Below are 12,607 nucleotides of genomic sequence, written 5' to 3'. Positions count from 1 at the left end.
GAAAGGTGCATCGTGCGACTGACTGGCTGGGTATTGCTGCTGATCGGCGGACTGCTATGCGCCACGATTTCGTGGGCCGCGCTCGGCTTCCTGCTGATGGGCATCGGCCTGATCTCGCTGCAGGTCGCCGAACGCCGACGCCACCCGGCGGGTGACGCCGTGCCGGCCGGCGCCGCGGGATTTACCCCTCCGCGCCTCAGCTCCGGGCTGCAGCCGCCGACCCTCGACCCGGTCACCGGCCAGGACAACGGGCCGCAGCGTCAGCCGCGCCGGGTGGCCTGGCCCGACAAGAAGGGGGATGCCCCCTACGACCGGCAGACCTGGCGCCGGCTGATCGAGAGCGATCCCGATCTCGCGCAGCTTGCCAAGGTGCTGACCGACTATGGCCCGCAATACGTCGATGAGCTCGCGGCAAGCTATCTCGCCGCCCCCGACAAGAGCCGCCTCGGCGCGATCGTCGACGGCATCATCGCGCGCGCCCGGGACGGCCAGCCGGCCCCGCCGCCCGCGCAAGCCGAGGGATCGCCGCCGCCGCTGCCGCCCCGGCCGGAGCCGCGGGTATCTGCCCCCGCCGCAAGGCCGGCTACGCCACCGCCGGCACCTCCGGCCAAGTCCGCCGATGCACTGGAAACATCTCTGCTCGCCACGGTCGAGGAGGCGACCGCCAGGATCGCCGCCGAACGCGCCGGTCTCTTCAAGCCTGCCAAGGATCACGGCAAGGCGACCGACAGCCGGCCATCGACAGCGAGCCAGCGGGAACCGCTGTTCGGTCGCGCGCCCCGGGACGCGAAGCCCGCCGAGCCGCCACCAATGCCGGCTGCACCACCCGCCATGCCGGTGGAGACGCCGGCCGACCTCGAAGCATCGTTGATCGCCGCCGTCAGTGAGGCCGCCGCCAGGCGGGCGGACGGATCGAAGCCAGCCCCGATTCCGGAGCCAACGCAACCTGCGGTGAAGGGCGAGCCGGAGATCCGGGTCATCGCACCCACCGCGCCGAAATCCGCTCCGCCGCCGCTCGCCGACACGCCGCCGGCCAAGACACCGCCCGCGAAGACGGCGGCCGACAATCTCGACGAGACGCTGCTCGCGGCGCTGGCCGAGATCTCAGGCCAGAAGTTGAAGGATGAGTCCAAGCCGGACGCGGCGTCGAAGGGTCCACCGGCCGACGATGGCCTGTCCGACATGATCAAGAAGTTCGCCCCGGATTCGAACTTCCTGCGCAAGCAGTGACGGCGGCTCAGACCCCCGCCACCGACGCCCAGATGTCGGCGAGCTTGCGCCGGACGGTCTGCATCCGCGTCTGCGGCGCGACCTCCTCCTCTTCCTCCGGCAGGCGCAGGCCGACGACATTGACGCGACCGCCGCTGATGCTGCGCGCCACCAGCACGATCTCGTCGAGCGCAAGCTCGGCGCCTTCCTTCGGCGCGCGGTCGAGATTGATGTCGAAATAATCCGCAAGCGTCAGCTTGGCGGTGTTCTCGTCAACCTTGACGCCGTAGATCTCGGCGAGTTCGCCGAGCGTATGCTCACCGGACACCATGAAGTCGCCGAGCAGATGCGGATCGGGCGCGCTCGAGGGCGCCATGTCGACGAAGAAACGGTCGAGCGCCTCGGCGCGCTCCGGCGGCGCCAGCAAATAGATGTAGTCGCCGGGCGCCACCGGATCGGCCTCGACAGGTGTCAGGATCCGCTCGTCGCGGATAACCAATGTCGGCTTCGACCAGGACGGGATCAGCCCGCGGCGGAAATACAGGCTCTTCGGCCGAACCGGATAGCCGACCAGCTGCTGCTCGAGCTGGCCGGGCAGATCCAGTTCGACACGGCGCGGGCCGCGCTCGGCGCGCGGCAGCGCGACGTGCAGACGGCGCGCCGCCGGCGCCAATGTCCAGCCCTGCAGCAGCAGCGAGATGATGACGACGACGAAGGCGACGTCGAAATAGAGATAGGCCTTCGACAGGCCGACCAGCATCGGGATCGAGGCAAGGAAGATCGCAACCGCGCCGCGCAGGCCGGTCCAGGCGATGAAGACCTTCTCCCGCCAGTTGAACTTGAACGGCGCGAGGCAGATCAGGACCGCGAGCGGCCGCGCCACCAGCATCAGCGCGAACGCCACCAGCACCGCGCCGCCGGCGCTGGACAGCAGACGATGCGGCGAGACCAAGAGGCCGAGCAGCACGAACATCACGATCTGGGCCAGCCAGGTCGCCGCATCGAGGAACGTCACCACCGAATTATGCGCGCGGGTCGGCCGGTTGCCGATGATGATACCGGCGAGATAGACCGCGAGGAATCCCGAGGCATGCACGATCTGCGAACCGCCGAAGATCACCAGCGCCGCCGTCGTGACGAACGGCGCATGCAGGCCCTGCGGCAGCGCGACGTAATTCAGCGCAATCACCACCAGCCGCCCGCCGATCACCCCGATGACGGCGCCGAGCACGGCTTCCTGGATGAACTCCATCGCGATGTGCGAGGCCGAGCTCTGGCCGATCGAGATGAACTCGACCAGCATCAGGGTGAGGAAGATCGCGAACGGATCGTTGGTGCCGGACTCCGCCTCCAGCGTGGCGCCGACGCGGGGACGCAGCCGCAGGCCCTGGGTGTGCACCAGCAGGAACACCGCCGCGGCGTCGGTTGAGGCCACGACGGCGCCGACCAGCAGCGACTCGGTCCAGTTGAGGTCGAGCACGTAACGGGCGACCGGCGCCGTGATCAGCGCGGTCAGCAGCACGCCGGCGGTCGCCAGCATCATCGAGGGCGCCAGCACGGTGCGGATGCTGGCGAAACGCGTCTTCAATCCGCCGTCGAACAGGATCAGCGCCAGCGCCACCGAGCCGACCAGATAGGTGGTGCGAACGTCGTCGAACTGCAGGCGACCGGGGCCGGAATCGCCCGCCAGCATGCCGACCAGCAAGAACACCAGCAGCAAGGGGGCGCCGAACCGCAACGCCAGCAGGCTCGACAGGATGCCGGCCATCACCAGCACCGCGCCGAGCAGGATCGCTATACTGACGGAGTCGAGGGATGCCATGCGCCTACGGAAGTCTCAAATACTTGCAATTGCATCCTTATCGTCGCCACACTGGGACGCCAACCGATTTCTGCCCTCAGCGGCAATCCGCCCGCTCTTGCTCACTCTAGGTCGCCCCGACACTGTGGTGTATCGATGGTCGGGTGAGCGCCGTTGTGAGATTCTCTCCATCCATTCGAATCACTTTTGCCTGACCCGCACTTCAAGTTGAGACTTTGCCGATGGACATGAGCTGGAAGGACGTCCTGGAATCGATCCAAACGGCGCTGCGCTCGGTCGGCGCCGAGGTCGCCTCGCCCTGGTTCTATCTGCAGTTCGGCATCATCCTCGCCGCCGCCGGCCTCGCCTACGCCGCCGATACCGCCATCCATGCGCGGGTCAACTTGTCCACGCTGGCGACGCGCTGGCCGCTGCCGCTCCGGCACTTCGCCCGCGTGATGGTGACGAGCGCCTCCACCGCGGTGTTCGCGGTCCTGATGGTGATCTCGCGCATCGTGATGTGGCACGCCACCTGGCCGAGCCGCAGCTATCTGATCGCGGTCTCCGCCAAGCTGGCGCTGGCCTGGCTGATGATCCGGCTCGTCACCTCGGTGATCGACAACGCCTTCATCGTAAAAACCGTATCGATCGCGGCCTGGGTGGTCGCGGCGCTCAGCATCATCGGCCAGCTCGATTGGGCGGCCGATACGCTGGATTCGTATGCGATCGTGGTCGGCGGCCTCCGCCTCACCCCGCTGCTGCTGATCAAGGCCGGCGCGCTCTTGATCGTGGCGCTGTGGCTGACCAACCTCGCCAGCAATTTCGCCGAAAGCCGCATCAACAAGGCCACCGACCTGACGCCGTCGATCCAGGTGCTGCTGGTCAAGATCATCCGCATCGGCCTGATGGTGCTGGCGATCGCGATCGCGCTCGGCGCGGTCGGCATCAACCTCTCCGCGCTCGCGGTGTTCACCGGCGCGGCCGGCGTCGGCATCGGTCTCGGCTTGCAGAAGATCGTCGCCAACTTCATCAGCGGCCTGATCCTGCTGGTCGACAAATCGGTGAAGCCGGGCGACCTCGTCACGATCGGCGACAATTCGGGCCGGATCAGCGCGATGAAGACCCGCTACATCTCGGTCGCCGCCGGCGACGGCCGCGAGTTCCTGATCCCGAACGAAGACCTGGTGACGCAGAAGGTCACCAACTGGACCTACACCGACAAGAACACGCTGGTGAAGATCGCCTTCTCCACCAACTACGACGCCAATCCGCGGCAGGTCTGCAAGCTCGCGATCGCAACCGCCGCGGCCCATCCGCGCGCCACCAAGGGCCGCAACCCGAACTGCATCCTGACCGAGTTCGCCGAGGCCGGGATGAAGTTCTCGCTGACCTTCTGGATCGCCGACCCCGACGGCATGGACGGCGTGAAGAGCGACGTCATGCTGTCGCTGTGGGATGCCTTCAAGCAGGAGGGCATCCGGGTGCCCTACCCGGTGCGGGAACTCCGCATCCGCGGCGGCGCGCTGCCGGTCGAGAGCGTGGTCGAGGTTTCCAGCTAAGGCGTTTTCGAGCGAAGTGGGCACCGGTTCGCGTCAAGAAAACGCGTCAAAACAGGAATCTAGAGCCCGGTTTTGCGCGGTATTGCGGCCGCTGTTCCGGATTTTGTCCTGGAATCAAGCCGTGTGGACATTGTCCCCATGCCCAAGCTTGGCTTGCGCCGGGCGCGCCGATCATTAAATTAGGGCCTGAAATCAGCCCCTTGCCCGCAGAAACATCCCGCCCATGAGCTATATCGACGCCACCGACACCTCGCTTCGCAAGACCGGCCAGATCAAGCTGCACGGACCGAGCGGCTTTGCCGGCATGCGCAAGGCGGGCGCCCTGGTGTCGAAATGCCTCGATGCGCTGACCGACATCGTCAAGCCGGGGGTCCCGACCTCTGTGATCGACGAGTTCGTTCGCAAGTTCGCCTTCGATCACGGCGCCTATCCGGCGACGCTGATGTATCGCGGCTATCGCTACTCGACCTGCACCTCGATCAATCACGTGGTCTGCCACGGCATGCCGGGCGACCGCCCTCTGAAGGAAGGCGACATCGTCAATGTCGACGTCACCTTCATCGTCGACGGCTGGTATGGCGACTCGAGCCGGATGTATGCGATCGGCGCCATCGCGCGGAAGGCGGAGCGGCTGATCGAAGTGACCTATGAGGCGATGATGCGCGGCATCGCCGCGGTGAAGCCCGGCGCCACCACGGGCGATATCGGCCACGCCATCCAGAGCTTCGTCGAGCCGCAGGGCATGAGCGTGGTGCGCGACTTCTGCGGCCACGGCCTCGGCCGCCTGTTCCACGACGAGCCGAACATCATCCATATCGGCCGCCCCGGCGAAGGCGCGCCGCTGAAGCCCGGCATGTTCTTCACCATCGAGCCGATGATCAATCTCGGCAAGCCGCATGTGAAGATCCTGTCCGACGGCTGGACCGCGGTGACCCGCGACCGTTCGCTGTCGGCACAGTTCGAGCACTCGGTCGGCGTCACCGCCGACGGCGTCGAGATCTTCACCCTGTCCGAACGCCACGGCGAGAAGCCGTGGGTGCAAGTGTAATTGGGTGCAGGTCTAGCCGACCTCAACAAACTCAATAGTCACTCCGCGTGCGCCGCTTGATCTCCTCGGGCGTGTGGTTGTCGCCGATCGACATCGCGCAGATCCGCGACAGATGCAGATAGGACAGCCCAGTCTCTTCCGCCCAGGCGTTGAACTGCGCCTGCACCTTGGCGAGATCGCGCTTCGACTTGACCTCCTCCGCAATATCGAGCCCGGCATCGCGCAGGCAGGCCACGACATCACGCGAGGTGACGAAGCCGTCCCAGCCCAGGAAGCGCAGCAGCATCTGCCCGGTGTTGCCGCCGAGCCGGCTGCCGCGCTTGGCGAGCAGCTCCAGCAGCCCGATCTCGTTGGATGACGGCCATGCCGCGAGGAATTTGCCGAAGCTGCCGTGCTCGCGCGCGATCTCCTGCACGAAGCGGCCATTGTCGCGGACCGACATGATCTTGGCGCCGTTGCGCACGATCCTGGCGTCGCTCGTGAGCTTCTCCCAGAATTCATCGGGCTTGAAGGCGAGCTTGGCCGGCTGAAAGCCGAGGAAGGCTGCCTCGAAGCCCTCCCATTTGGCGTCGATCACGCTCCAGGCGAAGCCCGCGCAGAACACGCGCCGGGTCATTTCGGCCAGTACGCGGTCGTCGCCGAGCTTTGCAAGTGCCTTGGTGCCGGCCGGCGGGTGCAGCAGCTTCTCCAGCGCCTTCGGCCCGCCCTTGCGCTTCTCGGCGCGCGCGCGGATCACCTTGAATGACGTCACGCCGCCCTCCCCCCTTTCGATCTCGCTGCAAGCGACGGTAATTCGCCCGCCGCGCGGTGGCAAATCTCGACAGCATCAGCCCTTGCAAAACGCGGCTGGCACGGCAAGGTTGTGGCCGATGCCCGCCAAACCCGATGCCAGCAACGACGAGCCTGACGAAACGCCGCACTATCACGGCCATCGCGAGCGGCTGCGCGAGCGCTTCTATGCTGCCGGGCCCGACGCGCTGACCGACTATGAGCTGCTGGAGATGGCGCTGTTCGCCGCGATCCCGCGCCGCGACACCAAGCCATTGGCCAAGGCGCTGCTGAAGAAATTCGGCTCCTTCGCCGAGGTGGTGCACGCGCCGGTGGCGCGGCTGCGCGAGGTCGACGGCGTCAAGGATGCCTCGATCAACCAGATCAAGCTGCTCGCCGCGGCGGCGAGCCGGATCGCCAAGGGCCAGATCAAGCGCAGCATCGCGTTGTCGTCGTGGAACGACGTCATCGACTATTGCCGCACCGGCATGGCGTTCGCCGACAAGGAGCAGTTCCGCCTGCTGTTCCTCGACAAGCGCAACCAGTTGATCGCCGACGAGGTGCAGCAGACCGGTACCGTCGACCACACCCCGGTCTATCCGCGCGAGGTGATCAAGCGCGCGCTGGAACTGTCCGCGACCGCGCTGATCCTGGTGCACAACCATCCGTCCGGTGACCCGACCCCGTCGCAGGCCGACATCCAGATGACGAAAGCGATCGTCGACATCGCCAAGCCACTCGGGATCGCCGTGCACGATCACATCATCGTCGGCAAGAACGGACATACCAGCTTCAAGGGCATGAGATTGATGTAGTCTCGCGGCGTTGAGACGTCCCGCACCGATCCCTGCCCACATCGCGGCGCCTCCACGGAGACGATGATGTCGAATGCTCCCAGCGCGGTTCTCTCGTCCGACGAGATCGCTGCAATTGCGCGTGACGCCGTTGCAGAGGGACAGGCGGACCGCAAGCCGGCTGCATGGCAGAAGATCCAACCATTGCGGAAGGTCCAGCGCCACCAGCCTGAGGCTGCGAGGGCGTTGGTATGGATTGTCGACCAGCGGAGCCTCCCAAGGGACGAGGCGGCGGACCTGCTTTCGGAGATCGCGGATGCTCACGATGACGACATCGATGTCCTCTCGACGCTTGGGCAATGCCTCGAAGCGGTGCGCGACATTGATGATCTGAACGCGCCGCCTCCGGAACACCCGATCTTCCAGACCACGGTCGAGAAGCTGGACCGCCTGGCCAGGCTCCATGAGGGGAAGCCTGAGCAGGAGCAGATCCTGCGCGGGCTCGCCACCGCGGCGCGGATGATGGCGCGCCAGAACGATGCGATCGCCGAGCACAGCCTTCGCAAGGTGGTTGAACTCAATCCGCAGAACAGCTCGCCCCACTATAATCTGGGCCTGTTCTACAAGACGCGAGGTAAGTTCGCAGAAGGCGTCGCGGCAAACCGGGCTGCTGCAAGCCTGTCGCAAGAGGTCGTCGACAGCTTCGAATGGAACGTTGGAATCTGCGCCACTGGCGCCGGCGACGCTGAGACCGCATTGGACGTGTGGAAGCGGATGGGACAGAACATCGCGCCCGGGCGGTTCGCCTTGCCGGAAGGCGGATATCCGGCCTGCAAGGTGCGGCTTGCCGAGCGGCCGCTTGCCGAGCGCACGGCGGACTCTGACGATCCAGGCGAAGAGGAAACCGTGTGGATCGAACGGCTGAGCCCATGCCACGGCATCATCCGCAGCGTGTTGTACCGCGATCTCGGCGTCGACTATGGCGATGTCATCCTGATGGATGGCGCCCCGATTACCCATCACACCTATGGCGAGCAGCAGATTCCGGTCTTCCCCCATTTGGCAACGCTGCTGCGCCGGAACTACCAGTTCTTCGATTTCGCGGGCACGCAGAAGACCGCACGGCAGTTGGCCGACATCAGCGACGAATTGGATGGCGACGCCGTGATCTATTCGCACTCCGAGGGCTTCAAGATCATGTGCGCGAATTGCTGGCGCAACCCCGATATCGATCACGCCGATCACGAGCAAATGGAGAAGCAGGTCGTTGTCGGCCGCATTGCCGCGCCTCCCGACATCGCGCCCGCACGACTTCTACATCTGATCGACGCGGCCATCGAGAAGCGCGGTACCTGCCAGCTCTACGCGCCCGATCTTTGTGCGGCGGCCGGACAAGGGGCGCGCGAGCGGATCGACCGACGCCGGTTTGCGCTGCTGGCGAACAACTAGTTGCGCCGTGGTCCTGGCGAATGTCGGGGCGACGGTGTTCGGTGTCATCACCCGCGCATGCGGGTGATCCAGTATTCCAGAGGCAGCAGTGCTTGAGCCGAGGGGCCGCGGCGTACTGGATCGCCCGGGCGAGCCGGGCGATGACGGGTGTAGGTCGGGACAAGATTCTCTTCATACGTCGTCCCGGCGAAAGCCGGGACCCGACTCCGCGGCGGATATTGCTGAAGGAACTCGTCGTTCCAACATCGCTCAACAATGACTATTCGTGGTTATGGGTCCCGGCTTTCGCCGGGACGACACCGAATGTGTTGAGCGAGTGCTGTCTCGGCGTCATACGAACCACGAACTCTTGCCGCTAACATCACCCATGCAACGTTTTCCGCGCGGCGGCGTTTGTTGCAGGTTGATTTGTCAGTTGCAGGCCTTGGGGGACCGATGTCCGATTTCACGATTGAGGAAGGACTACCCTATCCGCTAGGCGCCCGTTGGAGCGGCCACGGCACCAACTTCGCGGTATTCTCCGCCAACGCCACCAAGGTCGAGGTCTGCCTGTTCGACGGCGAGCGTGAGACGCACCGCTTCGAGCTGCCCGAATATACCGACCAGGTGTTTCACGGCTTCATCAACGGCGTGCAACCGGGCACGTACTACGGCTATCGGGTCTACGGTCCCTACCAGCCCGACGGCGGCCACAGGTTCAATCCGAACAAGCTGCTGCTCGATCCCTATGCCTGCGCTCATGCCGGCAGCCTCACCTGGAATCCGGCCGTGTTCGGCTACAAGATGGAGAGCGGCGACGACCTCACTTTCGACGAGCGCGACAGCGCGCCGTTCATGCCGAAATGCGTGGTGGTCGATCCCAATTTCGACTGGATCCAGGAGGCGCAGCGCCAGGACGTGCATTGGGACGAGACCGTCGTCTACGAAACGCACGTCAAGGGCTTTACCAAACAGCACCCCGGCATCGACGAACATTTGCGCGGCACCTATGCCGGTTTCGGCTCGAACGCCGCAATCGATCATCTGAAGGCGCTCGGCATCACCTCGGTCGAACTGCTGCCGGTGCATTCCTTCATCAACGACAGCAACCTGCTGGACAAGCACCTGACCAATTACTGGGGCTACAACACGATCGGCTTCTTCGCGCCGGACCCGCGCTATGCCGCCGATGTCGCGAACAGCCTGCGCGAGTTCAAGGAGATGGTGTCGCGGCTGCATGGCGCCGGGCTCGAAGTGATCCTCGACGTGGTCTACAACCACACCGCCGAAGGCAATGAGCGCGGCCCGACGCTGTCATTCAAGGGCATCGACAATGCGAGCTACTACCGGCTGTCACCCGACAAGCGCCGCTACTACATCAACGACACCGGCACCGGCAACACGGTGAACCTGTCGCATCCGCGGGTAATCCAGCTGGTGATGGACAGCCTGCGCTACTGGGCCGGCCACATGCATGTCGACGGCTTCCGCTTCGACCTTGGCACCATATTGGCACGCGAGGTCTATGGCTTCGACGAGCAGTCAGGATTCCTCAAGGCGATGAACCAGGACCCGCTGCTCGCGACCGTCAAGCTGATCGCAGAACCCTGGGACTGCGGCCCCGGCGGCTACCAGGTCGGCGGCTTTCCGCCGGGCTGGGCGGAATGGAACGACAAATACCGCAACACGGTGCGTGATTTCTGGCGCGGTGAGGCCGCGCCAGGCAGCCTCGCGCCGCGGCTGCTCGGCTCGCACGACGTATTCAACCGCGAGGGTCGCCGCACCTGGGCCAGCGTCAACTTCATCACCGCCCATGACGGCTTCACGCTGAACGACTGGGCGAGCTACGACAACAAGCACAACGAGGCCAACGGCGAGAACAACAACGACGGCTCGTCGGACAACCACTCCTGGAATTGCGGCGCCGAGGGGCCGACCGATAATCCCGAGATTCGAGCTTTACGCGAACGCCAGAAGCGCAACATGCTGGCGACGCTGCTGGCCTCGCAGGGCACGCCGATGCTGCTCGGCGGCGACGAGTTCGGCCGCACCCAGCGCGGCAACAACAACGCCTATTGCCAGGACAACGACATCTCCTGGTTCGACTGGAATTTCTCCGACGACGCCAACAGGCTGCTCGCCTTCACCAAGCGAATGATCAAGCTGAGGCGCGACTATCCGATCCTGCGCCGCAGCCGCTTCCTCTCCGGCGACCGTGATCCGCAGCTCGCCATCCGCGACGTGGTCTGGATCAACGCCGCGGGCGCCGAGATGTCGCAAGACGACTGGACCACCGGCTGGATCAAATGCTTCGGCGTCGTGCTCGACGGCCGCGCCCGCAAGACCGCGATCGCCCGCGAAGGCCAGGACGACACCGTGCTGGTGATCCTCAACAGCTATGAAGGCGAGGTCGACTTCAAGCTGCCGGCGACGTCGGCCGGCCCGCACTGGTCGCTGCTGCTGGATACCAACGCGCCGGAGCAAGCGGCAGGCGCGCAGTTCGCGTTCGAGAGCACGTACAAGACGGCCGGGCGTTCGTTTGTGCTGTTCATGGCAGGTGAAGTGAAGTAGCGCGGATTAGCGCAGTGTAATCCGCCTCTCGGCATCGAGGGTCGTTTCGATCTCTCACGCAATTGGCTGCAGGTTCGACGCCTTCCGCGACGACCTTGATGTCGAATTGCTGTGTGATGCCACTTGGGTTCGTTGGAGCCACCACGCCGTGAATCCAGGATTTTTGTGACCTTAACCGCGCGACAGTGGCGGGCGCTTCATGGTCAAGAGCTCCGTCACATCATGCAGATCATCAGCCGATGAGATCGCGACTGTCAGCCATTTCCCGTCAATGTATGTTTTGGCGTCATCGTAGAGCTTGACCAATTGCGGGCGCCAGACATAACGCCGCTCGTCAAACTTTTCTCGCTCTGTTCCACCCATGACCACGATAGCCGAAAAGCGCCTGTATTCCGGCACCAAGGCGGTGAACGCCTTGGTCTTCTTGTAGCGCAGGGACCAGCCGCGGTTCTTGCCACCGTAGAGCCAGTCTGGCGCGAAAACTCCAGGGTAGAATTCGTCGATCCAGTTTCGCAGCTCGGCCCAATGCTCGAACGCCTCGGGTCCGATCCATTCGCGGACGGCACTCTCATCGGGCGGTGCCGATTTGTCGGTGATCCTGTCGCCGATTTGGGGGATCGTACCGGTAGGTAAAATCATCACAAGACCTCGTGTTGATAGTCCGGCGAAGGCCGGATGGTAATGATGCTCGCGTCGCCAAGAGCTTGCGGCGCGCCCTCAGAATGCTCCTTGCGATGCTCTCCAGAGCAGGGGGCATCGCGAGACGGTCTATTGGCGTTTGCGAGCACCGCAGGCCAACCGTCGACACCTCGAAACTCTCGCACGACTGTCAGATCGATCGCCGCCAAGGCCCTCTCCCTCGCCAATTCGGCTTTGTCTCGGTCGAGGAACGCAGTGGCCTGTAGGGGCAGAAATTGCTGGGTCGTCAGCCCAATGGAGCTAAACGCCAGCGACAGATACGGCCTTAGAAAGTCCGGCTGGTTGGCTCGGTCGCCGGAGAAGACGCCGCCGGAGGCGACGCCGATGAATACCGGACGATCGTTGAGCATTCCCACCTTCCCCGTCGGCGTCGACTTCATCGTGCGACCGACGCGCAGGATCTTGTCGATCCACGCCTTGAGCACCGAGGGGATGGTGAAATTGTACATCGGCGTGCCGATGACGATCGCATCGGCCGCCTCGACTTCCTGGATCAGCGCGTCGGCAAGATCCAGAGCGCCCTTCGGCGGGGCCGCCAAGCTGGCCGGCGACGACAGCGCGACCGCGTAGTCAGCCAAGGCGTGGGGCAACGGTTCAGTCCCCAAATCGCGCCGGGTGATGCTCGCCCCAGGCGCAACCTCGAGAAGCTTTTCGACGATCGCCGCCGAAAGCTGCCGGCTGTACGATTCCTGACGTGGACTGCAATCAATATGGAGGATGTTCATGTGAT

The 12,607-nt window shown here is 64.6% G+C and carries 10 protein-coding genes; 6 read left to right on the top strand and 4 right to left on the bottom strand.

What is annotated here, in order from left to right; all coding sequences use genetic code 11:
* Positions 1-12 precede the first annotated feature (12 nt).
* Positions 13-1,230: a hypothetical protein gene (locus CK489_RS11510; protein WP_143278123.1), complete on the top strand. Its 1,218-nt coding sequence runs from the start codon at positions 13-15 to the stop codon at positions 1,228-1,230.
* 7 nt (positions 1,231-1,237) lie between these two features.
* Here CK489_RS11510 and CK489_RS11505 read toward each other — a convergent pair whose 3' ends face one another.
* Positions 1,238-3,031, bottom strand: a complete 1,794-nt coding sequence (locus CK489_RS11505; RefSeq protein WP_095732384.1) for a potassium/proton antiporter — start codon at positions 3,029-3,031, stop codon at positions 1,238-1,240.
* A gap of 221 nt (positions 3,032-3,252) precedes the next feature.
* On the opposite strand from CK489_RS11505, the gene CK489_RS11500 reads away from it, so the two are divergent.
* Positions 3,253-4,569 (top strand): mechanosensitive ion channel family protein, encoded by a 1,317-nt coding sequence (locus tag CK489_RS11500; RefSeq protein WP_198960902.1) that lies wholly within the window; start codon positions 3,253-3,255, stop codon positions 4,567-4,569.
* Positions 4,570-4,792: 223 nt separating this feature from the next.
* The gene (gene map, locus CK489_RS11495; protein ID WP_050426054.1) at positions 4,793-5,617 is read left to right on the top strand and encodes a type I methionyl aminopeptidase; all 825 of its coding nucleotides are present in this window, start codon (positions 4,793-4,795) and stop codon (positions 5,615-5,617) included.
* Between the two features lie 31 nt (positions 5,618-5,648).
* Here the strand turns inward: map and CK489_RS11490 are convergent, their stop codons facing one another.
* On the bottom strand, positions 5,649-6,368 hold the full coding sequence (locus tag CK489_RS11490; protein WP_095732383.1) for a DNA-3-methyladenine glycosylase I: 720 nt from the start codon (positions 6,366-6,368) through the stop codon (positions 5,649-5,651).
* Positions 6,369-6,486: 118 nt separating this feature from the next.
* Between CK489_RS11490 and radC the strand changes: the two genes are divergently transcribed.
* The 3 genes from radC (at position 6,487) to glgX (ending at position 11,178) form a co-directional block, all read left to right on the top strand.
* Positions 6,487-7,200: a RadC family protein gene (gene radC, locus CK489_RS11485; RefSeq protein WP_095732382.1), complete on the top strand. Its 714-nt coding sequence runs from the start codon at positions 6,487-6,489 to the stop codon at positions 7,198-7,200.
* A 63-nt stretch (positions 7,201-7,263) separates the two neighbouring features.
* Positions 7,264-8,628, top strand: coding sequence for a tetratricopeptide repeat protein (locus CK489_RS11480; protein ID WP_245350323.1), 1,365 nt, complete (start codon positions 7,264-7,266; stop codon positions 8,626-8,628).
* A 435-nt stretch (positions 8,629-9,063) separates the two neighbouring features.
* Entirely contained in the window at positions 9,064-11,178 is a 2,115-nt protein-coding gene (glgX, locus tag CK489_RS11475; RefSeq protein ID WP_095732381.1) for a glycogen debranching protein GlgX, read from the top strand.
* A 171-nt stretch (positions 11,179-11,349) separates the two neighbouring features.
* On the opposite strand, the gene CK489_RS11470 is transcribed toward glgX, so the two are convergent.
* Together CK489_RS11470 and CK489_RS11465 are read right to left on the bottom strand one after the other, a co-directional pair.
* Positions 11,350-11,817, bottom strand: a complete 468-nt coding sequence (locus tag CK489_RS11470; protein WP_095732380.1) for a DUF3788 domain-containing protein — start codon at positions 11,815-11,817, stop codon at positions 11,350-11,352.
* Entirely contained in the window at positions 11,817-12,602 is a 786-nt protein-coding gene (locus CK489_RS11465; RefSeq protein WP_050626861.1) for an FMN-dependent NADH-azoreductase, read from the bottom strand. Before CK489_RS11465 ends, CK489_RS11470 begins: the two co-directional genes overlap by 1 nt.
* Between the last annotated feature and the right edge of the window lie 5 nt (positions 12,603-12,607).

Origin of the sequence: Bradyrhizobium sp. UFLA03-84 (assembly GCF_002289535.1) — a bacterium.
Classification (GTDB): domain Bacteria; phylum Pseudomonadota; class Alphaproteobacteria; order Rhizobiales; family Xanthobacteraceae; genus Bradyrhizobium; species Bradyrhizobium viridifuturi.
The sequence above is the reverse complement of the archived record's forward strand: the minus strand, read 5'-3'. Positions and strand labels throughout refer to the sequence as shown.